This window comes from Ectothiorhodospira mobilis (assembly GCF_016584115.1).
GTDB classification, from domain to species: Bacteria; Pseudomonadota; Gammaproteobacteria; order Ectothiorhodospirales; family Ectothiorhodospiraceae; genus Ectothiorhodospira; species Ectothiorhodospira mobilis.
In genome coordinates, this window is sequence record NZ_NRSK01000038.1 from 1 (window position 1) to 21,823 (window position 21,823).

Here is a 21,823-nt window from a genome sequence, read left to right on the forward strand (position 1 = left end):
GTGTTGGGGCAGGGGGGCGTGGGCTTGGCTCGGGGATGGGGAACGGCCTAGTCTGGTGCGGCGATTCCCAATGACTGCGCACCCTACAGGGAAGACCCATGACCGCCAAGCCGTCCCGGGCCGTGCTCCTGGATGCCGCCCCCGCAGGCCAGGACCGCTACGGCCGCAACCATCCCCTGGCCATCCCCCGGGTCTCTCTGACGGTGGACCTGATCCGGGCCCTCGGTGCCCTGGGGCCGGATGAATACCGCGTGCCCGGGGCGGCCAGCCGGGAGGAACTGGCGGCCTTCCATGACCGGGACTACCTGGCGGCCCTGGAGCGGGCACAGACGGCGGGACGGGCGAGCGCGGGGGAGCGGGAACGCCATCGCATCGGCACCCTGGAGAACCCGGTCTTCCCCGGGTTCTTCCGCAAGGCCTCCGCCGCCGCCCGGGGCAGCATCCTGGGGGCCCGGGCCGTGCTGGAGGGGCGGGTGGCCTTCAACCCCGCGGGGGGTATGCACCATGCCGCCCCGGGGGCGGCCCGGGGGTTTTGTTTTCTCAATGATCCGGTGCTGGCCATCCTCACCCTGCGCCGGGCCGGGCTGCGGGTGCTGTACCTGGATATCGACGCCCATCACGGGGATGGTGTGGAGGCGGCCCTGTGCCGGGACCGGGGCGCCTGGACCTGCTCGCTGCACATGGACACCGGCTATGCCTATCCCTTCCGGGGTGGAGGCATGGAGGACACGGGGCCTTTGGGGCATACGGTCAACCTCCCCCTGCCCCAGGGGGTGAACGATGCCGAATACCGCCATGCCTTCGATCGGCTCTGGCCCGTGGTCCTGGACCGGGCCCGCCCGGATGCGGTGGTGTTGCAGGCGGGTACGGACATCCTCGCCCCGGACCCCCTGGGGAAGTTCCGCGTCTCCAACCGGGCCTTCCTGGCGGTGGTGGCGCGGGTCATGGCGGATGCACCGCGCCTGCTGGTGCTGGGAGGCGGGGGGTATCACCCCCTGGCCCTGGCCCGCTGCTGGCTTGGGGTATGGGGGGTGCTCTCCGGGCGGGAACTGCCGGATGTCCTGCCTTCGTCGGGGCGCGCCCTGCTGGAGGCGGTGGATTGGGATCTCATGGACGAGGAGGATCCGCAGCGGGCGCGACAACTGGAACGCCGCCTGGACGAGGCCGAGCCCGGCGGGGTGGGGGATGAGGTGCGGGCCCGGGTGGACCGGCTCCTGACGGCCCATCCCGGTCTGCGCCGGACGCGCTGGTGCGGCGCCACCGGGGATCGGTATAGTGACGGGTCATGAAGACCCCCTGCATCCACGTCTGCCGGGCCGAGCACGGGCGCTGCATCGGCTGTGGCCGCAGCATCATGGAGATCGCCGCCTGGTCCCGTTTCACCGACCGGGAGCGGGAGGAGATCATGGCCCGGCTGCGGGCCGAGGGCTATGACACCGCCGCCGCGCCCGCTCCCGCGGATCCTTCGCAAGAAGACATCTCCCGGGAGGGGAGGGTGGCGGCCCCCGTGCCCGGCCCGCCGCAGGCCCCGGAAGCGGTGGTCCTGTGTCCCGCCACCCGGCATCTGCCCCGCTCGGTGCGCATCGACGGCATCCCCTACGGCGAGCGCGTGGTGCGGCTGGTGGAGGCCCTGCAGGCCATCGCCGACGGGGACGGGGATGGCGAGACCTGCCGCGCTATCGCCCGCCGGGCCCTGGGAAGGCAGGGCTGAAGGGGCGCGTACCCGGAGTGCTTCTTGTGGAGGCTCGCCCGATCCTTTAACCTGATTCCACCTCTCAGGTACCCCGGGTGTGCACGGCGGCCACGCCGGCTTTCCGGGACCCAATCCGACATCCACGCACACGCGCACGACCCCGCGTACAGGCCGGCGCAGGAGAGCATTGCCCATGCCCGTCATCACCCTTCCCGACGAAACCCAGCGGCGTTTCGATCATCCCGTCACCGTGGCCCAGGTGGCCGCCGACATCGGCCGGGGCCTGGCCAAGGCCACTGTGGCCGGCAAGGTGGACGGCCAGTTGGTGGACGCCAGCCACTGCATCGACCACGACGCCCGTGTCGCCATCGTCACCGACCGGGATGCGGAGGGTCTCGAGATCATCCGCCATTCCACGGCCCATCTCCTGGCCCATGCCGTGAAGAGCCTGTACCCCTCGGCCCAGGTGACCATCGGGCCGGTGATCGATGACGGTTTCTACTACGACTTCGCCTTCGAGCGGCCCTTTCACCCGGAGGACCTGGAGAAGATCGAGGCCAGGATGAAGGAACTGGCCAAGGCGGATCTCCCCCTGGAGCGGCGCGTCATGCCCCGGGACGAGGCCGTGGCCTTCTTCCGTGATCAGGGGGAGGAGTACAAGGCCCGCATCATCGAGGAGATCCCCGAGGACCAGGAACTCTCCCTGTACAGCCAGGGGGATTTTGTGGATCTGTGCCGGGGGCCCCACGTGCCCAGCACCGGCAAGCTCAAGGCCTTCAAGCTCACCAAGGTGGCCGGCGCCTACTGGCGCGGGGATGCCAAAAACGAGATGCTGCAGCGCATCTACGGCACGGCCTGGCCCAACAAGCAGCAGCTGGATGAGTACCTGCACCGCCTGGCGGAGGCGGAACGCCGGGACCACCGGCGCATCGGCCAGGAACTGGATCTGTTCTCCATCCAGGAGGAGGCCGGGGGCGGCCTGGTGTTCTGGCATCCCAAGGGGGCCCGCATCCGGCGCGCTATCGAGCAGTTCTGGTTCGACATGCACGAGCGCGCCGGATACGAATTCCTCTACACCCCGCACATCGCCAACCTGGACCTGTGGATGACCTCGGGCCATGCCGAGTTCTACGCCGACTCCATGTACGAACCCATGGAGGACGACCAGCAGCGTTTCCAGCTCAAGCCCATGAACTGCCCCTTCCACGTGCTGGTGTACAAGGACCGGCTGCACTCCTACCGGGACCTGCCCCTGCGCTGGGCGGAGATGGGCACGGTCTACCGGCGGGAGATGTCCGGGGCCCTGCACGGGCTCATGCGGGTGCGGGGCTTCACCCAGGACGATGCCCATATCTTCTGTCGTGAGGACCAGATCGAGGACGAGATCCTGCGCATCCTGGATCTGACCCTGGATGTGCTGCGGGCCTTCGGCTTTAACGACTTCGACGTCAATCTCTCCACCCGTCCGGACAAGGCGGTGGGCTCGGATTACATCTGGGAGCACGCCACCGCCGCCCTCAAGGGGGCCCTGGAGAAGAAGGGGCTGGCCTATGAGGTGGACGCGGGCGGCGGCGCCTTCTACGGCCCCAAGATCGACATCAAGATCCGCGATGCCATCGGCCGTCAGTGGCAGTGCTCCACCGTGCAGCTGGATTTCAACCTGCCGGAGCGCTTCGACATGGAATACGTGGACGAGGACAACCAGCGCCGCAGGCCCATCATGATCCACCGCGCCCTGCTGGGTTCGGTGGAGCGCTTCTTCGGGGTGCTCATCGAGCACTATGCCGGTGCCTTCCCCCTGTGGCTGGCCCCGGTGCAGGCCCAGGTGCTCACCATCACCGACCGCCAGGACGCCTACGCCCGGGAGGTGGTGCAGGCCCTGCGGGCCCGCGGTCTGCGGGCGGATGCCGACTTGAGAAACGAGAAGATCGGCTTTAAAATCCGCGAACACACGCTACAGCGGGTGCCCTATCTCCTGGTGGTGGGAGACCGGGAGATGGACACCCGTACCGTTGCCGTACGCACGCGCTCGGGTGAGGATCTGGGTTCCCTGGACCTGGAATCGCTTCAGGATCGCCTCATCCGGGAGAACGCCGCCCGCGGCCCAATCAACGTGGAGGACTGACGTATCAGCGCCGGAAAAGAGAACCGACTCAACGAGCAGATCAGCGTCCCGCAGGTGCGCCTGATCGCCGAGAACGGCGAGAACATGGGGGTTATGCCCACGCGGGATGCCCTGCGCATTGCCGAGGAATCCGAACTGGACCTGGTGGAGATCGTGCCCACCGCAGACCCGCCGGTCTGCCGGGTGATGGACTACGGCAAGTTCAAGTTCGAGCAGAGCAAGAAGACGCAGGCTGCCAAGAAAAACCAAAAACAGGTTCAGATCAAGGAAGTCAAGTTCCGACCCGGTACGGATGAAGGCGACTACACCGTGAAACTCAGGAACCTCACCCGGTTCCTGGAGCACGGGGACAAATGCAAGGTCACCATCCGCTTCCGGGGCCGCGAGATGGCCCACCAGGAACTGGGCTCCAGGTTGCTGGACCGCATCGAGGGCGACCTCCAGGAGCTGGCCACCGTGGAGCAGCGGCCGAAGATGGAAGGCCGCCAGATGATCATGGTGATGGGCCCCAAGAAGAAATAACAAAGCCCCGGCCCGGTCCTCCCGGGCCCGGGGACGAACCAGCCGGATGTGCGGGTCCCGGTACACCTGCACGTCCCTAGCAACAGGACCGCCGTGATGGCGGCCTCATCAGGAGTCCGAAGATGCCGAAGATGAAGACCAACCGGGGCGCGGCCAAGCGCTTCAGGAAGACCGGCTCGGGGGCGTTCAAGCGTACCCAGTCCCACCGTCGTCACATCCTGACGAAGAAGAGCACCAAGCGTAAGCGCCAGCTGCGCAAGGCCTCCCACATCCATGCCTCGGATGTGGCCGCCGTGCGCCAGATGCTGCCCAACGCCTGATCTCATCGTCCACCAGGAGTCACGACCATGCCCCGAGTCAAAAGAGGTGTCACCGCCCACGCCAAGCACAAGAAGGTGCTGAAGAAGGCGAAGGGTTATTACGGTGCCCGCAGGAACGTCTACCGCGTCGCCACCCAGGCGGTCACCAAGGCCGGCCAGTACGCCTACCGCGACCGTCGCCAGCGCAAGCGCCAGTTCCGCGCCCTGTGGATCACGCGCATCAACGCCGCGGCCCGCCAGTTCGATCTCTCCTACAGTCGCCTCATCGACGGCCTGAACAAGGCCGGCGTCGAGATCGACCGCAAGGTGCTGGCGGACCTGGCGGTGCACGACATCGCCGCGTTCGGCCGCATCGCGGAGAAGGCCAAGGCAGCCCTCTGAACCGCCCGGACGGCGCCACCGCCGTCCCCCGGAGGCGCGGACCCGATCGAGACGGTCACCGGTTCGAGGCATCCGTCCGCGCCCCGCAAGGGTGAGCATGTCGAAAGGGGAAAGGCCGGGCCTTTCCCCTTTTTTATTTCAACGCCAACGACGGAAGCAGCCAGTGGAATCCCTCTCCAAAGTGACCGAAGCGGCGCTCCATGCCATCCGGGCGGCGCGGGACCTGCGCAAGCTGGAGGATCTGCGCGTCCATTTCCTCGGCAAGAAGGGTGTCATCACCGAGCAGCTCAAGGGTCTGGGGGCCCTGCCGGTGGAGCAGCGCAAGCAGGCCGGAAAGACCATCAACGAGGCCAAGCAGCTGATCCTCCGGGCCCTGGAGCAGCGCCGTGAGGTGCTGGAGGCCGAGGAGCGGGAGGCGCGCCTGGTCCAGGAACGCCTGGACGTGACCCTGCCGGGGCGCCGCCAGGAGCCCGGCGGTCTGCATCCGGTGACGCGCACGGTGGAGCGGGTACAGCGCCTCCTGGGGCAGTTCGGCTTCCAGGTGGCGGAGGGGCCTGAGGTGGAGGACGACTACCACAACTTCGAGGCCCTCAATATCCCCGCCCATCATCCGGCCCGGGCGATGCACGATACCTTCTACTTCGATGCCCGCACCCTGCTGCGCACCCATACCTCGCCGGTGCAGGTGCGGGTGATGGAGGAGCAGGCGCCGCCGCTGCGCATCATCGCCCCCGGCCGGGTCTACCGCTGCGATTCGGATCTGACCCACAGCCCCATGTTCCACCAGGTGGAGGGTCTCTGGGTGGAGGAGGGGGTCACCTTCGCCCACCTGCGCGGCATCCTGGACCACTTCCTCAAGGCCTTCTTCCAGCAGGAGGACCTGCAGACCCGGTTCCGCCCTTCGTATTTCCCCTTCACCGAGCCCTCGGCGGAGGTGGACATCCAGTGCGTGCACTGCGGCGGCCAGGGCTGCCGGGTGTGCAAGCAGACGGGCTGGCTGGAGGTGATGGGCTGCGGCATGGTCCACCCCAATGTCCTTGGGCAGGCGGGGATCGATGCCGACCGCTACACCGGCTTCGCCTTCGGCCTGGGGGTGGAGCGCATGGCCATGCTGCGCTACGGGGTCAACGACCTGCGCCTGTTCTTCGACAACGACATCCGCTTCCTGCGCCAGTTCGCCTGACGGGGACCGCGCTTCCCCGGGGGCTGCGCCGGGGATCACGTTCGCACAACGGGAGTCATACATGAGAATCAGCAATCACTGGCTCGGTCAGTGGGTGGATCACGGCCTGTCCGTGGAGGCCCTGGGGCACCGCCTGACCATGGCCGGTCTGGAACTGGACGCCATCGAGCCCGTGGGCGGGTCCTTCAGCGGCGTGGTGGTGGGCCGCGTCCTCTCCGTCCAGCCGCATCCCGACGCGGACAAGCTGCGGGTCTGTCTGGTGGACGGCGGCAGCGGCGAGCCGGTGTCCGTGGTCTGTGGCGCCCCCAATGTGCGCGAGGGGATGCGGGCCCCCTTTGCCCCGGTGGGGGCGGTGCTGCCCAACGACTTCAGGCTCAAGAAGGTGAAGCTGCGGGGCGTGCCTTCCCATGGCATGCTCTGCTCCGCCCGGGAACTGGGTCTTTCGGAGGATCACGAGGGGCTGATGGAACTGCCCGGGGACGCCCCCGTGGGTGCGGATCTGCGCACCCTGCTGGACCTGGACGATCAGGTCCTGGAGGTGGATCTCACCCCCAACCGGGCGGACTGCCTGAGCATGGCCGGGGTGGCCCGGGAGGTGGCCGCCCTCACCGGACGCCCCCTGACCCCGGTGGAGCCGGATCCCGTGCCGGCGGCCTCGCAGGAAGGGGTTCCCGTAACCCTGGAAGCCCCGGCGGACTGCCCCCGCTACGCCCGCCGCGTGATCCGCGGCGTGGATCCGCAGGCGCAGACGCCGCTGTGGATGCGGGAGCGGCTGCGCCGCGCCGGCGTGCGCAGCCTGGGTCCCCTGGTGGACGTGACCAATTACGTCATGCTGGAGCTGGGCCAGCCCATGCACGCCTTCGATTTGTCGGCCCTGAGCGGCGGGATCGTGGTGCGCCGGGCGCGTCCCGGAGAGCGTCTCACCCTGCTGGACGGACAAGACCTCACCCTGGGGGGGGAGGACCTGGTGATCGCCGATCAGGAGAAATGCCTGGCCCTGGCCGGGATCATGGGCGGACAAGACAGCGGCGTGGGGGACGACACCCGGGACCTGCTGCTGGAATCGGCCCATTTCAGCCCCACCGCCATCGCCGGCCGGGCCCGCCATCACGGCCTGCACACCGATTCCTCCCACCGCTTCGAGCGGGGCGTGGATCCGGATCTGCCGGCCCGCGCCCTGGAACGGGCCACGGGGCTGCTCTGCGGGATCGCCGGGGGCACGCCGGGGCCGGCCCAGGTGGCCGAGACCCCCGAGCATCTGCCGGTCCGCTCCGGCATTCCATTCCGTCCCGCCCAGGTGGGGCGCCTGCTGGGGGTGGACATCCCGGAGGCGGAGATGCGGGGGATCCTGGAACGCCTGGGCTGCGCCGTGGAGGATGCGCAGGGCGCATGGCGGGTGACGCCGCCGGGATACCGTTTCGACCTGGCCATCGAGGCCGACCTGATCGAGGAGATCGCCCGCATCCACGGTTACGAGCGGCTGCCCGCCCGGGTCCCGGCGATGGTGCCGCGGATCGACTGGATGGACGAGGCGCGGGTGGAGCTGCCCCGCATCCGCCAGGTGTTCACGGACCTGGGCTACCTGGAGGCGGTGACCTTCAGCTTCGTGGATGGGGAGCTGGAGGGCCGCCTCGCCCACGGGGTGGAGCCGCTGCGTCTGGCCAATCCCCTGTCCTCGGAGATGGCGGTGATGCGCACCACCCTGTGGTCCGGCCTGCTCAAGGCCGCCCGCCACAACCTCAATCGTCAGCAGGAGCGGGTGCGACTCTTTGAAACGGGTCTTAGGTTTATCCCCCAAGGGGATGATCTTAAACAGGAAAAGATGCTCGCCGGCATCCTCTGCGGGCCCCTGTGCCCGGACCAGTGGGCCCGGGAGACCCGCGGGGTGGATTTTTTCGATATGAAAGGGGACGTGGAGGCAGTGCTCGCCCGGGCGGGCCTGGAGTCCCGGGTGCGCTGGCAGGCCTGCCAGGACCCGGCCCTGCACCCCGGTCAGGGGGCGCAACTGCTGCTGGACGGTGACCCCATCGGCCGTGCCGGGGCCCTGAACCCGGAGATCGCCTCCGCGCTGGACATCGAAACGCCGGTGTACCTGTTCGAACTCCGCCTGGAGGCCATCACCCGGGGCCACATCCCCCGCTTCCGCGAGCAGAGCCGCTATCCGGCCATCCGCCGGGACCTGGCCCTGGTGGTGGAGGCGTCGGTGCCCGCCGCCCGGGTGATGGAGGTGATCCACGGGCTGGAACTGCCCGTGCTGCAGGAGGTGAAGCTGTTCGATGTCTACGCCGGAAAAGGTGTTCCCGATGGATGCAAAAGTCTCGCTTTGGGCTTGATTTTACAGGATTTGTCCAGCACTCTAACCGACGAGGCCGTGGATCGCATGATCCAGGATATCGTCGAGAGACTGCAGCAAGAGGTGGGGGCGACCCTCAGGGCGTGATCGATGGCACTGACGAAGGCGGACATGGCGGAACGGCTGTTCGAGGAAGTGGGCTTGAACAAGCGCGAGGCCAAGGAACTGGTGGAACTCTTCTTCGAGGAGGTGCGTTCCGCGCTGGAGGCCGGCGAACAGGTGAAGCTCTCCGGTTTCGGCAACTTCACCCTTCGGGACAAGAATCAGCGCCCGGGCCGTAACCCCAAGACCGGGGAGGAGATCCCCATCTCGGCGCGGCGTGTGGTGACCTTCCGCCCGGGGCAGAAACTCAAGGCGAGGGTGGAGGCCTATGCCGGAAGCGGTCCACAACAGTGAACTGCCGGCCATCCCAGGCAAACGCTATTTCACCATCGGCGAGGTGAGCGAGCTCTGTGGCGTCAAGCCCCATGTGCTGCGCTACTGGGAACAGGAATTCCCCTCGCTCAAGCCGGTGAAGCGCCGCGGCAACCGTCGTTACTACCAGCGCCAGGACGTCCTCCTCATCCGTCAGATCCGCAGCCTCCTCTACGAGCAGGGCTACACCATCGGCGGTGCCCGCCAGCAGCTCTCCGGGCAGGCGGCCCGGGAGGACCTCAACCAGAGTCAGCAGATCATCCGGCAGATGCGCACGGAGCTGGAGGAAGTCCTGCAGATCCTGCGACAGAAACCCTGAAGGCCTGTGGGCACCGGCCCATACCCCTTCACAAGCCCGTCCGGATGCCCTATAATGCGCATCTCTTTCGGGGCGTAGCGCAGCCTGGTAGCGCACCTGCATGGGGTGCAGGTGGTCGGAGGTTCAAATCCTCTCGCCCCGACCAAACATCCCCAGGAAAAGATCCCTGGTTTCAGGTCGAACCTGAAGCCGGACGGATTTTCATTTCCTGCTCTAAAAGGCCCGCATCATGCGGGCCTTTTTGCGTACGGGGATCGGATGGGTGCCCGCGCGGATCTTCCCATGGCCGCTCCCCCGGAAAGCGCACCCCATCCCCTTTATCCCCTGCTCCGCCCCCCCGTATGATGCCATTCAGTCATGAACCATCCCTTCGCGAGCACAGGAGCGTTCTATGCATCAGCAGGCGGAAGGGGCATCCCCTCCGGGAGCCGACACGACCTGGCATGCCCTTGATAAGGACTCGGCCCTGGAGGCCCTGGAGGCCACACGCACGGGGCTGAGCGAGGTGGAGGCGCGGCGGCGCCGGGAGATCCATGGCCCCAACCGGCTGCGGCCGCCGGCCCGGCAGAGTGGCCTGAAGCGCTTCCTGCTGCAGTTTCATAACGTCCTCATCTACGTGCTCATCGCCGCGGCGGTGGGCACTGCCTTCCTGCAGCACTGGGTGGATACCGGCGTCATCGTCGGTGTGGTCCTCATCAACGCCCTCATCGGCTACCTGCAGGAGGGCAAGGCGGAAAAGGCCCTGGACGCCATCCGTGACATGCTCTCCCCCAAGGCCATGGTGCTGCGGGAAGGACGGCGCCAGACCGTGGATGCCCAGGAGCTGGTCCCCGGCGACGTGGTGGTGCTGCAGGCGGGGGACCGGGTGCCCGCAGACCTGCGCCTGCTGCAGGCCCACAACCTGCGCATCGACGAGGCGGTGCTCACCGGGGAATCGGTGGCGGTGGAGAAGGGCACGGCCCCCGTGTCCCGGGACGCCGAACTGGGGGATCGCAGCTCCCTGGCCTTTTCCGGCACCCTGGTCTCCTATGGCCATGGCCTGGGCCTGGTCACCGCCACCGGCGACCGCACCGAGATCGGCCGGGTGAGCACCCTGTTGTCCCAGGTGGCCACCACTACCACGCCCCTGCTGCGCCAGATGGCCCAGTTCAGCCGCTGGCTCAGCGTGGGCATCGTGGTCATCGCCGCCCTGACCTTTGTCTTTGGCCTGGTGGTGCGGGGATATGGCGGGATGGACATGTTCCTGGCGGCGGTGAGCCTGGCGGTGGCCGCCATCCCCGAGGGGCTGCCGGCCATCATGACCATCACCCTGGCCCTGGGGGTGCAGCGCATGGCCCGGCGCAACGCCATCATCCGGCGTCTGCCCGCGGTGGAGACCCTGGGGGCGGTCACCGTCATCTGCTCCGACAAGACCGGGACCCTGACCCGCAACGAGATGACGGTGCAGGAGGTGATCACCGGAGACCGCCATTACCAGCTCTCTGGGGTGGGATACGCCCCCGAGGGCTGCTTCGCCCTGGAGGATCGGGAGGTGGATCCCCTGAAGGAGCCGGGCTCCCTGCCGGAACTGCTGCGCGCCGCCGTGCTGTGCAATGAGGCCCAGGTGCATCACCGGGACGGTCAATGGCGCCTGGAGGGGGACCCCACCGAAGGGGCCCTGATCACGGCAGGGCTCAAGGCCGGGGTGGATCTGGAGGAGTTGCACGGGCGCATGCCCCGTACCGATGTCATCCCCTTCGAGTCCTCCTACAAGTTCATGGGCACCCTGCATCACGACCATGGTGGGCACGGCTTCATCTTCATGAAGGGGGCCCCGGAGCGCATCCTGGCGGCCTGCTCCCACCAGCGGGGTGTGCAGGGGGACGTACCCCTGGACCGGGACTGGTGGGAGCGGAAGATGGAGGAGGTGGCCGCCCGGGGGCAGCGCCTGCTGGCCGTGGCGGCACGGACCGTGCCGGCCCACCACGAAGCCCTGGCCTTCGATGACATGGAAGGGGAGATGGTCCTGCTGGGGATGATGGCCCTCATCGATCCGGCCCGGGAGGAGGCGATCCGGGCGGTGGCCGATTGCCACCGCGCCGGCATCCAGGTGCGCATGATCACCGGTGACCATGCCCTGACGGCCCGAGCCATCGGCGAGCAACTGGGGATCGTGCAGGCCGCGGGGGAGGTCCTCACCGGCCGGGAGATCGAGGAACTAGACGAGGACCAGCTGCGGGAACGGGCGCAGCATGTGCGGGTTTTCGCCCGTACCACGCCGGAACACAAGCTGCGCCTGGTGCGGGCCCTGCAGGCCCGGGAGCATGTGGTGGCCATGACCGGGGACGGGGTAAACGATGCCCCGGCCCTGAAACGGGCGGACGTGGGCGTGGCCATGGGCATCAAGGGCACCGAGGCGGCCAAGGAGGCCTCGGAGATGGTCCTGGCGGACGACAACTTCGCCTCCATCGCCCATGCGGTGGAGGAGGGCAGGACGGTCTATGACAATCTCAAGAAGGCCATCCTCTTCATCCTGCCCACCAACGGAGGGCAGGGGCTGACCATCGTCGCCGCCATCCTGCTGGGCCTGAGCCTGCCCCTGGAGCCGGTGCAGGTGCTCTGGGTGAACATGGTGACCGCCGTCACCCTGGCCCTGGCCCTGGCCTTCGAGCCGCCGGAACCGGGCCTCATGGCGCGCCGGCCACGGGACCCGGGTACGCCGCTGCTGACGGGGTTTTTGATCTGGCGCGTGCTGTTTGTCTCCGCGCTCCTGCTCATCGGCGCCTTCGGGCATTACTACTGGATGCTGCAGATGCAGGGCGCGGCCCAGGAGGTGGCGCGCACGGTGGCCATCAACACCTTCGTGGTGGGGCAGATCTTCTATCTTTTCAACAGCCGCTACATCCTGGAGTCGGTGCTCAACCTGCGGGGGATTCTGGGCAGCCGCCCCGTGCTCATGGCCATCGGCGTGCTGGTGGTGCTGCAGCTGCTGTTCACCTACACCGGGCCCTTTCAGTTCCTGTTCAACACGGCCGCCATCGGCCTCGGCGAGTGGGCCCGCATCCTGGTCTTCGGCCTGGTGCTGTTTTTGGTGGTGGAGGCGGAGAAGGCGGTGCTGCGCCGCCGCTGGCAGGATCGGGGCGGCCTGGCCTGAGGTCCGCGGAGGGGCCCGGTCAGGGGGGCTGCGAATCGAGCCAAGCGGGTTGCCTGGCGCTCCCAGCAGCCCCTATGGAGACGCCAGGATCCAGCCGGCCCCCTTGGGGGGCGCCGACCCCCGGCACAGAGCCAAGCTGGGGCTTGGCGCTCCCAGTGACCCCCATGGGAGCGCCGAAGCCCGGCCTGGCCCCCGGGAGCAGCGGCCCCGGCTGGCTCGGCACGAAAAAAAGCCCGCCCCGATATGGAATCGGGGCGGGCCCTTGGCATGCTGGCGGAGAGGGAGGGATTCGAACCCTCGATACGGGGTTACCGTATACACACTTTCCAGGCGTGCGCCTTCGACCGCTCGGCCACCTCTCCGGATTGTCTTTTGGCCCTCGCGGGCCCCTGATCGTTCGAGCCGGCAGGCTGCCCCCGATCAAGGTCGGCAAAGATACAGGAAACAGGCCCGCTTGGCAAACCGTCCGCCTCAGCCCCCTGAGGCGGACGGGATCACCACAGGGTCCCGCGCCGCCAGTCCCACAGGACCAGGGCCAGCAGGGCCACGATGGTCAGGGTGGTGAGCACCGTGGCAATGGTGATGAGCGTGGACAGGAAACCGACGGATGCCATGGCAGACTCCGGTAATCAGTGGTTGGGGGGCGGTTCCCGCAGGCGCTCCCAGTCGAAGTCGCCGGGCCGGGCCCAGGTGGTGGCCAGCACCACCACCATGGATACCGCGGCCCCCACTAGGGCGCCCACGTAGAAGCCGATCTGGAAATAGGCCAGGATGCCGGCGGCGCTGCCCAGGACCATGGCCAGGGAGGCGCCCCACTGGTTGGTGCGCCGCCAGTAGAGCCCGGCGGCGATGGGCCAGATGGTGCTGGCCACGAAGGCGCCGGTGAAGTGCAGCAGTTGCGCCAGGGTGGTGATCTTGGGCAGGCACAGCAGCCAGGCCAGGATGCCCAGCAGCAGGATGGTGACCTTGGTGGCCGTGCGCAGGTGCTCGCCGGTGGCGTGGGGCTTGAAATGGCGGTAGTAGAGGTCCCGCACCACCAGCATGGCCGTGGCCGCCAGCAGGGAGTCCAGGCTGGAGGCCAGGGCGGCGAAGACCATGATCAGGACGATCACCGCACCGGTGAGGCCCAGGAGTTCCGAAGCGACGATGGGGCCCACCATGTCGGCGGCGGGGATATTGGTGCCCAGGGCCGGGCTGGCCAGGGCGATGAAGCCGGCGACGATGGGGATGGGGGCCCAGAAGATCCCCGCCAGCAGGTAGGCCCACTGACCCACCCCCTCGCGGAAGGAGTAGGCCCGGGTCCACCACACGTTGGAGTGGAAGATCTCGCCCATGCCAAAGAGCAGGTTGTTGAACAGGAACATGATGGCCGCGGGCATCATCAGGCTCAGCAGTTCGGGGCGCTCCTGTTCCAGGCTGGTGTGGATCTCGTCGAAGCCGATGCGGCCGATGGTGAGCCAGGCCAGGACCACCAGGCCCACCAGGATGAGGATGGACTGGATGAAGTCGGTGCCGATGACGGCGCGGAAACCGCCGATGAGGGTGTAGCTCACGCAGGCGGCCAGGATGACGGTCATGCCCTGCCAGTAGGGGATGCCGGAGAGGGCGTGGGTGAGCACGCCGCCGGCCATGCCCAGGCTCACCAGCCAGCCCAGGCTGTAGAAGATGGAGATGGCCAGGAAGATGCGCCAGGCCAGCTTGCCGTAACGCAGACGCACGAAGTCGCCGCTGGTGTAGCCGTAGGGCATGAGATGGCGGATGCGTTTGGCCAGGGGGGCGAACAGCAACAGGCCCACGGCCCCCAGGGAGTAGCCGATCATGCCCCAGATGCCCATCTGGTAGGCCAGCTGGGGCGCCATCATGGTGGTGTTGCTGGTGACCCAGGTGGCCATGGCCGTGGCGGTGCCCACGGCCAGCCCCACGCGGCGCCCGGCCAGGACGAACTGGTCCAGTTCCTTGTCGTGACGGCCGAAGTACCACCCCAGGCCCACGTAAAGGAGGGTGAACAGGGCGATCAGTATCCAGGCCAGTCCCGGTTCCAGGATGGCGGTTTCCTGGATGCTCATAGGCGCTCCCGTCGGTTCGGTTCGATCCGGTTCGGTGGGTTGTCGGACACGGTCCGCGTTCTCAGCCTTCGGGGTCCGCTCTGCGCTGGGCGCGACTGCCGGCGGCGATCATGCCGGCGGTGGCGAAGAAGACGATCCCCCCGATGAAGAACAGGCCGAAGGCCTGGACCGTGGAGTGGTGGTGTACCTTCACCTCCAGCGGGGGGCTCCAGGGGGAGCGGTGGCCATCCTCGAACACGGCGCGCACGCGGTAGTGAGCGGTGCCGTCGCGGCGCCCGCTGATGACCGTGGCCCGGTCCGCCCCTTCGTAGAAGACTTCAGGCGATGCGAAATCACTGCTGTCGGCCTCCTGGAGGATGAAGCGGTCGACACCCGCCTCATCCTCCAGGGACCACTTGAGCTGATAGTAGCCCGCCCGGGCCTCGGTGCTGGTGGACTCCAGTACCGGGGTCTCCTGCGTTGCCCCCCAGGCCGGGGAGAGGGCCGGCAGCAGGAGGACAGTGAGGATGACCCGGGGCAGGGCGGGAAGATTTCGCAGCGTCTGCACGCAGGACAAGGGCTCGCTCCTTGGGCCGCGCCCCGTCCGCATCGCGGGTCCAGGGAGGGGCGTTGCCCGTGAATCGTTGCCCCATGACCCTAGTCCCCAGACCCCGGAGGGTCAAGGCGGGGCACCGCGCGGCCTTTCCCCGAACGGCCGCCTGGCGTACCTTTAACGGCCCCTGCACACACCGGGATCTTGCATGCGTTGGGCCTCCGTGCTGCGGGTTGTCGGCCTCCTGCTGATGCTCTTCAGCACCACAATGCTGCCGCCGGCACTGGTGGCGCTGCTTTATGGGGACGCGGGTCTGGGCGCCTTCCTCATCGCCTTTGGTGCACTGCTGCTGCTGGGATTCCTGTTCTGGTGGCCCGTGCGCCGGGTCTATCAGGAGTTGCGCACCCGGGATGGCTTTCTCATCGTGGTGCTGTTCTGGGTGGTACTGGGGCTCTCCGGGGCCCTGCCACTGGTGTTTTCCCCATCGCCCCAGGTCTCCTGGACCGACGCCGCCTTTGAGAGTGTCTCCGGCCTGACCACCACCGGGGCGACGGTGCTCACCGGCATCGATCATCTGCCCGAATCCATCCGCTATTACCGCCAGCAACTGCAATGGCTGGGGGGGATGGGCATCATCGTCCTGGCCGTGGCCATCCTGCCCATGCTGGGGGTGGGGGGCATGCAGCTCTACCGCGCCGAGACGCCGGGCCCGGTGAAGGACACCAAGCTGACCCCCCGCATCGCGGAGACGGCCAAGACCCTGTGGTACATCTATCTGATCCTCACGGTGAGCTGTGCCCTGGCCTACTGGGGGGCGGGGATGGGGGGGCTGGATGCCATCGGCCACAGCTTCTCCACCGTGGCCATCGGGGGGTTCTCCACCCACGACGCCAGCATGGCCCATTTCGACAGCCCGCTGATCTCCATGATCTGCGCGCTGTTCATGCTGGTGGCCGGAATCAACTTTGCGATGCATTTCCTCGCCTGGCGCAGCCGTTCCCTGGCGCATTACTTCAAGGAACCGGAGGTGCGCTGGTTCCTGGCCCTCATGGCGGGGGGCGGGACGGTGGTGACGGTGACCCTGTGGATCACCGGTCATCACGGCCACTGGGGGGAATCCCTGCATCAAGGCATCTTTCACACCGTCTCCATCGGCACCACCGCGGGTTTTACCGCCGACACCTATCAGGACTGGCCCCTGTACCTGCCTGTATTGCTGACCCTGATGGCCTTTATCGGGGGCTGTGCCATGTCCACCGGCGGAGGCATCAAGGTGATCCGGTTCATGCTGCTCATCAAGCAGGGCTACCGTGAGGTGGTGCGCCTGGTGCACCCCAGGGCGGTGGTGTCCATCAAGGTGGGGGGACGCCCGGTTCCGGACCCGGTGATCGGCGCAGTGTGGGGGTTTTTCGCCGTCTATGTCGCCCTGTTCACCCTCATGATGCTCCTGCTCATGGTCCTGGGGCTGGACCAGGTGACGGCCTTCTCGGCGGTGGCGGCCACCATCACCAACCTGGGGCCGGGGCAGGGGGCGGTGGCGGCCCACTATGCCGATATCGGTGCTGTAGCCAAGTGGGTGCTCATGTGCGCCATGCTCCTGGGACGTCTGGAGGTGTTCACCCTCCTGGTGCTGTTCACGCCCGCCTTCTGGCGGCGCTGAGGGGCCGATGGGCATGGCAAGGCCCCTGCGGCGTTGAATCCCCGAACCTCGCGGGGCATCCTTTGCGGCTGGTCTGGCCCCCTGGCCGATGTCACGAACCCCGCCCCGCCCAGGATCCGTCTCCATGATGCAAGAACGCATCACCCGCCTTGTCTTCACCCTCCTGCCGCCTATGGCCATTGCCCTGGGCGTGGCCGCCACCGTGCACGGGGATCTGCTGCCACCCCTGCCCGGGGGACTGATGGAGGCCGGCCCCTGGCTCGCTGCCCTTTTGGGGGCGGGGCTGGCCCTGGCCTATGGGCGCACCCGGGTGCTGGTGTTCATCGGCCTGGTGCTGGCGGTATACCTGGGGGCCGTCTTCCAGCTGCGCCCCATGGCCTACCAGGATGCCGGCGATCCGGCCCCGGCGCTGGGTTATGCCCTGCTCACCTTCCTGGTGCCCCTGATCGCCGTGGCCAACAGCCTCTGGTCCGAGCGCTATCACATCGCCATGGACCTGGGGCTGCGCCTTTTGCTCTTTGGAGCCTGCGCGGGGACCGGGGTGGCTTTGATCCGGCAGTACCCCGGGGCCGCCGAGGCCTTCCTGCTCACCATCCACTGGCCGGTCGTGCACTGGCCCGGCCTGGGGATGCCCCAGATCTCCAGCTGGAGCCTCCTGGCGGGCCTGGTGATCACGGGGATTGCCCTGGTGCGCGGTCCCCGGCCCTTCTGGGCGGCGCAGTGGGTGGGGCTTTTGGGGATCGGATGGATGCTGCCGCAACTCTTCCATGCCTATGCCCTGCCGCTGTCCACCACGGCGATCCTGCTCATCCTCTCCCTGGCGGTCATCCAGGAATCCTTCCAGATGGCCTTCCGGGACGACCTCACAGGCCTGCCGGGCCGCCGTGCGCTGAACGAACGCCTGCAGCGCCTGGGCCGGCGTTATGCCATCGCCATGACCGACGTGGACCACTTCAAGAAATTCAACGATACCTATGGTCACGACCTGGGGGATCAGGTGCTGCGGGTGGTGGCCAGTCACCTGCGCAAAGTGGGCGGTGGCGGGCGTGCCTACCGCTACGGCGGCGAGGAGTTCACCATCGTCTTTCCGGGCAAGCGGGCGCAGCAGTGCGTGCCCTTTCTGGACGAGCTGCGCCAGGCCATCCAGGACTACGAGATCGTCATCCGCGACGAGCAGAACCGTCCCGAAGACCGCCGTGAAGGGAAAGCACGGCGCGGTCAGGGGCGTGGCCAGACCGTCTCCGTGACCATCAGCATGGGAGTGGCGGAACGGGACGCCGGACACCCCGATCCCGAGGCGGTGATCAAGGCCGCGGACCAGGCCCTGTACCGGGCCAAGGAGGGCGGTCGCAACTGCGTCCGGACCCACGAAAGCTAGCAGCGATATCCCGGCGTTCCTCCCGGACAAGAAATCGGGAGAATATGCGACAATCCCGCCGGGGCCGGCCCATGACCGGGCCCGCGGCGTTCTGATATCCATACCGGGAGGGGTTCGATGGCGGATCGGGAGAATCGGCCGGGGATCATCATCCGCAGCATCCTGTTCTTCGTGCTCTACAACGCCATGGGCATCGTGCACAGCCTCCTGTGCCTCCTGATGGCGCCATTCCAGACCTTCGAGCAGCGTTACCGCTTCGTGAACCACTGGACCCGGGCCACCATGTGGCTGCTGCGGGTGCTCAACGGGGTCCATATCCGCGTGGAGGGGATGGAGAACCTGCCCCGGGACGAAGCGGTGGTGATCGTGGCCAACCACCAGAGCCAGTGGGAAACCTTCTACCTGCAGTTGCTGGTTACCCCCCAGGCCACGGTGCTCAAGCGGGAACTGCTCTGGCTGCCCTTCTTCGGCTGGGGGCTGGCCCTGCTGCGGCCCATCGCCATCGACCGGGGCTCCCCGGCGTCCGCATTGAAGACCCTTATCCGGGAAGGGACCCGGCGCCTGGAAGAGGGCATCAGCGTGGTGATCTACCCCGAGGGGACCCGGCAGCCCCCCGGCACCCTGGGCCGGTTCGGCATCGGCGGCGCCATGCTCGCCTGCCGTTCCGGGCGGCGCGTGCTGCCCATCGCCCACAATTCCGGCGACTGCTGGCCGCACCGCTCCCTGATCCGGCGTCCCGGCACCATCGTCCTGCGCATCGGCGAGCCCATGGCCTGCGAGGACGGCGACGCCAAGGCCCTGAATGCCCGGGTGGAACAGTGGATCCGCCAGCAGGCCGGTGCGCTCATGGCTTCCTCCAAAGCGGCGCCATAACCCCCGCCGTCTCCTCCAACCGTTCCCGCCCCGTCTTTCTCCTGCGCAGGTGATCCCCGGGAGAACCCGTGAAACCCACGCGCTCTCCCGGGGCAGGGCACTGTCCATAATTCCAGCTGTGGTACCATGACCATTTAAAAACAGCTGGATCATCAGAATCTTTCATGGCCAATTTCGCAACGCACGTGAGCGTCGCCGGGGTGGTGGGCGGTGCATTGGCCGGTGCGGTCGCCGGCACCGGGCATCTCCAGGGGGCAGGCGCCCCCCTGGCCTGGGCGGGACTGTTCATGGCGGGCACGCTCCTGCCGGATATCGACGTGGACGGCGGCCGTGCCCAACGCTGGCTCTTCTCCGGGATGGCCTTCGCGGCCTTCCTGCTGGTGCTGCTGCCGGTGATCCCGGTGGCGGGGGTCTCCTGGCGGCAATGGCTGGAGGCCGGGGGGTGCGAACGCATCCTCCTGGCGTCGGGGGCCTGGCTCCTGGTGCGCTTCCCCCTATCCTGGGGATTCCAGCGGGCGACGCGCCATCGTGGACTCTGCCACAGCCTCGTGGTGGGATTGCTATGGGGGCTGGGGTGGATCTACCTGGCCATGATCTGTCTGCACATGAGCATCGAGGCCGCCTGGCTGCAGGGGGCGGCGATCTTTCTGGGTTTTGTACTCCACCTGATCCTGGACGAGATCTCCAGCGTCGACCTGGACAACGCCCGGGTGAAGCGTTCCTTCGGATCCGCCCTGAAGATCTGGGCGCCGGACCAGCCCCTGGCCTCCCTGGCGGCCACCCTCGCGGTGATCCTGCTGCTCTGGATCCTGCCATTGCCATGGGGATTGCTCACCCGGTAGCCCTCTACCGGGTATACACCCTGGAGCACCCTGGCGAATAAAAGAGGCCCCGCAACAACGATCCCTGTGGCGGGGCCTGGTGTCGCACGGCATCGAATCCTTCCCTTGGGGCGCCTCCCTGTCACCGCCTCCTCGTCCGTGACTGCCTTCGATGGCGACGGGTTCATGGTGATCTATGCATATTCCAGACGCAATGGGGGAGGGGTTTATTCGTTGACTTACGTCAAACACTTTCCCCGGAAGATGGAAGAGGGGTATAGGCCAGTATCCTCGCGGAATAAGTCCCCCCCCCCGGATGCCGTGGCGGGTACCTACCGTTGAAGGGGGGTGATACTGAAGGCGTAAAAACGGGGGCCCGCTTTTGCCCGCGGAAAGGGAGCTACCTGTCAGGTCTCAGATCATTACTCACCGAAGCATGATCAGGGAGTACGCTGGGATGATCCGGACCTGGGGATCCCCTGGCCGGTGGATGCGGGCCAGGCCGTGCTCTCGGACAAGGACCGGCGCCAGCTGCTGCTGCGAGATTTGCCGGTGTATTTTCGGTTCACACCATAAAGCGCAGGGCCGCCAGGGTGAGCCCCAGGGAGGTGGCGATAAAGCTGAGCAGCCAGTAAAACTGCCGGTCCTGACGCTTGAGCAGGGCATCGAAGCGATCGTCATTCTTGTCGAAGCGCTTGTCCACCTGCTCAAAGCGCTTGTCCATCTGCTCAAAGCGCTTGTCCATCTGCTCAAAGCGCTTGTCCATCTGCGCAAACCCCTCGCGCATCAGTTCCCGCTGGTGCTTGAGCTCCTCCTCCACTCGCACCATTCGTTCGCGCAGTTCGATCTCGTAAACGGCAGGTGGCTGGCCCAGGCTCTGATCTGCCAGCCACTGGCCCAAATGATCCTTGATATACTGGATATCGCTCTCAGTGAGAGTCATGACGGTCCCTCTCTGAATGCCGGAGATTGTGCAGTATAGTATGCCACAGATGGCTCGTACGGCTGCCTCCCCCCTCTGAACTTAGGAGGATACAATACAGAGGCGACAACGAGTCTGACAGTGGGGGGGCGGACCAGTTCGGCGACCCAGGCTGGGGTGGTGCCGTCTCTGACCTCAAGGGCCATCCTAGAGGGCTTTGCGCTGGTGGGTTCTCCTACAGGGGCCAGGCATCCAGAGAGCTGGGGAGCGGACAACGCCGCCAGATCAGTCGAGAAAATAATGTACGCCGGCAAAGATGATCATGGCGTTCAGCAGCACGGCAGCGACGAGCACCCATTTCATCATCACGACCCGCCGTTGTGCCGCCTGTATCTGGAAATCTGTTTGCACCCTCTGAATCTCCGTTTCCAGCTTCAAGAGCTGCCTGTGAAGATCCATACCCATCCGGCGGTTTTCTTCTCGCACCCCTTCGATCTCCATTCGGAGGCGCCTTTCCATCTGCCGGTTTTCGGATCGAAGTCGATGGGTCTCTTTTTGCAGCCTGTGTTCGGTGTCACGCAGCGCGGCGTGAGTGTCCAGGTTGTGGACGGCGGGTAGACGGCGTTCGATGTGCCTCAGAGCTTCCATGAGCAGTCGCGCCCGGGTCTTCTCGTCCGGAGCGCTGCTGATCTGCTCGTAGAGTTCGGTGACGGAGGTCATGGGTGGATTATGGCACCGCTGCGGGAGTGGGGCCAGCCGTCTCAACGAGGAGGGTTTTGGTATCCGTTGCCCGAATTCGCCCAAACCCCCACAAAATACCCTGATCGCGTGTTTACTGGAGATCGCAGCGTGAGGGGGGACCGGAAACTTTAACCGTGACTGCCTTCGATGGCGACGGGATCGACCTCAAAGGCCACGATCTGCCGCTGCTTGCTGGAGAACTCCACGCCGATCAGGTGGATGGGCTTGCCGATGGCGCGGTACTTGTCGGCATACCCTTTGGCCTTGATCTGCTCCAGGGCCCTGCCCCCGGGCAACTGCTCCACCACCTTGAACTCGAACAGGTAGAGGTGGCCGCCGAAATCCACGGTCATGTCCACCTTGCCGTGGTGGCTGGCGTCTTCCACC

20 protein-coding genes, 2 tRNA genes and 1 pseudogene are annotated in these 21,823 nt (G+C 66.9%); 17 read left to right on the forward strand and 6 right to left on the reverse strand.

Going from position 1 to position 21,823, the window contains the following annotated elements; translation table 11 throughout:
• Positions 1-98: 98 nt before the first annotated feature.
• From CKO33_RS11815 to CKO33_RS11870, 12 genes are all read left to right on the forward strand, one after another.
• Entirely contained in the window at positions 99-1,289 is a 1,191-nt protein-coding gene (locus tag CKO33_RS11815; protein ID WP_200182445.1) for an acetoin utilization protein AcuC, read from the forward strand.
• Positions 1,286-1,711 (forward strand): DUF1289 domain-containing protein, encoded by a 426-nt coding sequence (locus CKO33_RS11820; protein ID WP_200182446.1) that lies wholly within the window; start codon positions 1,286-1,288, stop codon positions 1,709-1,711. The genes CKO33_RS11815 and CKO33_RS11820 overlap by 4 nt, the downstream gene beginning before the upstream one ends.
• A 175-nt stretch (positions 1,712-1,886) precedes the next feature.
• Complete coding sequence (thrS, locus tag CKO33_RS11825) at positions 1,887-3,818, forward strand: threonine--tRNA ligase (protein ID WP_200182447.1); 1,932 nt, start codon at positions 1,887-1,889, stop codon at positions 3,816-3,818.
• Between the two features lie 3 nt (positions 3,819-3,821).
• Complete coding sequence (gene infC, locus CKO33_RS11830) at positions 3,822-4,340, forward strand: translation initiation factor IF-3 (RefSeq protein ID WP_200182460.1); 519 nt, start codon at positions 3,822-3,824, stop codon at positions 4,338-4,340.
• 122 nt (positions 4,341-4,462) lie between these two features.
• A complete protein-coding gene (gene rpmI, locus CKO33_RS11835) occupies positions 4,463-4,660 on the forward strand; it encodes a 50S ribosomal protein L35 (protein ID WP_090485922.1) in 198 nt (65 codons plus the stop codon).
• Positions 4,661-4,687: 27 nt separating this feature from the next.
• Entirely contained in the window at positions 4,688-5,041 is a 354-nt protein-coding gene (gene rplT, locus CKO33_RS11840) for a 50S ribosomal protein L20 (RefSeq protein ID WP_090485925.1), read from the forward strand.
• A gap of 163 nt (positions 5,042-5,204) precedes the next feature.
• Positions 5,205-6,224: a phenylalanine--tRNA ligase subunit alpha gene (gene pheS / locus CKO33_RS11845; protein ID WP_338081782.1), complete on the forward strand. Its 1,020-nt coding sequence runs from the start codon at positions 5,205-5,207 to the stop codon at positions 6,222-6,224.
• 61 nt (positions 6,225-6,285) lie between these two features.
• Entirely contained in the window at positions 6,286-8,664 is a 2,379-nt protein-coding gene (gene pheT, locus CKO33_RS11850) for a phenylalanine--tRNA ligase subunit beta (RefSeq protein ID WP_200182449.1), read from the forward strand.
• Positions 8,665-8,667: 3 nt separating this feature from the next.
• Positions 8,668-8,973, forward strand: coding sequence for an integration host factor subunit alpha (gene ihfA, locus CKO33_RS11855; RefSeq protein WP_090485934.1), 306 nt, complete (start codon positions 8,668-8,670; stop codon positions 8,971-8,973).
• Positions 8,948-9,310, forward strand: coding sequence for a MerR family transcriptional regulator (locus CKO33_RS11860; RefSeq protein WP_200182450.1), 363 nt, complete (start codon positions 8,948-8,950; stop codon positions 9,308-9,310). Before ihfA ends, CKO33_RS11860 begins: the two co-directional genes overlap by 26 nt.
• Positions 9,311-9,378: 68 nt before the next feature.
• Positions 9,379-9,455 (forward strand) — tRNA-Pro (locus CKO33_RS11865).
• 246 nt (positions 9,456-9,701) lie between these two features.
• Positions 9,702-12,443: a cation-transporting P-type ATPase gene (locus CKO33_RS11870; RefSeq protein WP_200182451.1), complete on the forward strand. Its 2,742-nt coding sequence runs from the start codon at positions 9,702-9,704 to the stop codon at positions 12,441-12,443.
• 271 nt (positions 12,444-12,714) lie between these two features.
• Here the strand turns inward: CKO33_RS11870 and CKO33_RS11875 are convergent.
• From CKO33_RS11875 to CKO33_RS11885, 3 genes are all read right to left on the reverse strand, one after another.
• A tRNA-Ser gene (locus CKO33_RS11875) sits at positions 12,715-12,805 on the reverse strand.
• Positions 12,806-13,072: 267 nt separating this feature from the next.
• Positions 13,073-14,509 (reverse strand): sodium:solute symporter family protein, encoded by a 1,437-nt coding sequence (locus CKO33_RS11880; RefSeq protein ID WP_200182452.1) that lies wholly within the window; start codon positions 14,507-14,509, stop codon positions 13,073-13,075.
• Positions 14,510-14,570: 61 nt separating this feature from the next.
• A complete protein-coding gene (locus CKO33_RS11885) occupies positions 14,571-15,056 on the reverse strand; it encodes a hypothetical protein (RefSeq protein WP_338081783.1) in 486 nt (161 codons plus the stop codon).
• Positions 15,057-15,249: 193 nt separating this feature from the next.
• On the opposite strand from CKO33_RS11885, the gene CKO33_RS11890 reads away from it, so the two are divergent.
• The 5 genes and pseudogenes from CKO33_RS11890 to CKO33_RS11910 all read left to right on the forward strand — a co-directional run.
• Positions 15,250-16,701 (forward strand): TrkH family potassium uptake protein, encoded by a 1,452-nt coding sequence (locus CKO33_RS11890; protein ID WP_200182453.1) that lies wholly within the window; start codon positions 15,250-15,252, stop codon positions 16,699-16,701.
• 124 nt (positions 16,702-16,825) lie between these two features.
• Entirely contained in the window at positions 16,826-18,079 is a 1,254-nt protein-coding gene (locus tag CKO33_RS11895; RefSeq protein WP_200182454.1) for a GGDEF domain-containing protein, read from the forward strand.
• 117 nt (positions 18,080-18,196) lie between these two features.
• A complete protein-coding gene (locus tag CKO33_RS11900) occupies positions 18,197-18,952 on the forward strand; it encodes a lysophospholipid acyltransferase family protein (protein WP_200182455.1) in 756 nt (251 codons plus the stop codon).
• Between the two features lie 164 nt (positions 18,953-19,116).
• The gene (locus CKO33_RS11905; RefSeq protein WP_200182456.1) at positions 19,117-19,794 is read left to right on the forward strand and encodes a metal-dependent hydrolase; all 678 of its coding nucleotides are present in this window, start codon (positions 19,117-19,119) and stop codon (positions 19,792-19,794) included.
• Positions 19,795-20,190: 396 nt separating this feature from the next.
• Positions 20,191-20,349: pseudogene (locus CKO33_RS11910) on the forward strand (dTDP-4-dehydrorhamnose 3,5-epimerase family protein); the annotation flags it as partial.
• On the opposite strand, the gene CKO33_RS11915 reads toward CKO33_RS11910, so the two are convergent.
• The 3 genes from CKO33_RS11915 to CKO33_RS11925 form a co-directional block, all read right to left on the reverse strand.
• The gene (locus CKO33_RS11915; protein ID WP_200182457.1) at positions 20,339-20,716 is read right to left on the reverse strand and encodes a hypothetical protein; all 378 of its coding nucleotides are present in this window, start codon (positions 20,714-20,716) and stop codon (positions 20,339-20,341) included. The pseudogene CKO33_RS11910 and the gene CKO33_RS11915 overlap by 11 nt on opposite strands.
• Before the next feature lie 264 nt (positions 20,717-20,980).
• A complete protein-coding gene (locus CKO33_RS11920; RefSeq protein ID WP_200182458.1) occupies positions 20,981-21,415 on the reverse strand; it encodes a hypothetical protein in 435 nt (144 codons plus the stop codon).
• Between the two features lie 149 nt (positions 21,416-21,564).
• A partial coding sequence (locus CKO33_RS11925) for a PD-(D/E)XK nuclease domain-containing protein (protein WP_200182459.1) occupies positions 21,565-21,823 on the reverse strand: 259 nt, incomplete at its 5' end.

Excerpts from the sequence above, each read along its gene's own strand:
- CKO33_RS11815 (WP_200182445.1), top strand. The coding sequence starts at position 99 with ATGACCGCCAAGCCGTCCCGGGCCGTGCTCCTGGATGCCGCCCCCGCA.
- CKO33_RS11820 (WP_200182446.1), top strand. The coding sequence starts at position 1,286 with ATGAAGACCCCCTGCATCCACGTCTGCCGGGCCGAGCACGGGCGCTGC.
- thrS (WP_200182447.1), top strand. The coding sequence starts at position 1,887 with ATGCCCGTCATCACCCTTCCCGACGAAACCCAGCGGCGTTTCGATCAT.
- rpmI (WP_090485922.1), top strand. The coding sequence starts at position 4,463 with ATGCCGAAGATGAAGACCAACCGGGGCGCGGCCAAGCGCTTCAGGAAG.
- rplT (WP_090485925.1), top strand. The coding sequence starts at position 4,688 with ATGCCCCGAGTCAAAAGAGGTGTCACCGCCCACGCCAAGCACAAGAAG.
- pheT (WP_200182449.1), top strand. The coding sequence starts at position 6,286 with ATGAGAATCAGCAATCACTGGCTCGGTCAGTGGGTGGATCACGGCCTG.
- ihfA (WP_090485934.1), top strand. The coding sequence starts at position 8,668 with ATGGCACTGACGAAGGCGGACATGGCGGAACGGCTGTTCGAGGAAGTG.
- CKO33_RS11860 (WP_200182450.1), top strand. The coding sequence starts at position 8,948 with ATGCCGGAAGCGGTCCACAACAGTGAACTGCCGGCCATCCCAGGCAAA.
- CKO33_RS11870 (WP_200182451.1), top strand. The coding sequence starts at position 9,702 with ATGCATCAGCAGGCGGAAGGGGCATCCCCTCCGGGAGCCGACACGACC.
- CKO33_RS11880 (WP_200182452.1), bottom strand. The coding sequence starts at position 14,509 with ATGAGCATCCAGGAAACCGCCATCCTGGAACCGGGACTGGCCTGGATA.
- CKO33_RS11890 (WP_200182453.1), top strand. The coding sequence starts at position 15,250 with ATGCGTTGGGCCTCCGTGCTGCGGGTTGTCGGCCTCCTGCTGATGCTC.
- CKO33_RS11895 (WP_200182454.1), top strand. The coding sequence starts at position 16,826 with ATGATGCAAGAACGCATCACCCGCCTTGTCTTCACCCTCCTGCCGCCT.
- CKO33_RS11900 (WP_200182455.1), top strand. The coding sequence starts at position 18,197 with ATGGCGGATCGGGAGAATCGGCCGGGGATCATCATCCGCAGCATCCTG.
- CKO33_RS11905 (WP_200182456.1), top strand. The coding sequence starts at position 19,117 with ATGGCCAATTTCGCAACGCACGTGAGCGTCGCCGGGGTGGTGGGCGGT.
- CKO33_RS11915 (WP_200182457.1), bottom strand. The coding sequence starts at position 20,716 with ATGACTCTCACTGAGAGCGATATCCAGTATATCAAGGATCATTTGGGC.
- CKO33_RS11920 (WP_200182458.1), bottom strand. The coding sequence starts at position 21,415 with ATGACCTCCGTCACCGAACTCTACGAGCAGATCAGCAGCGCTCCGGAC.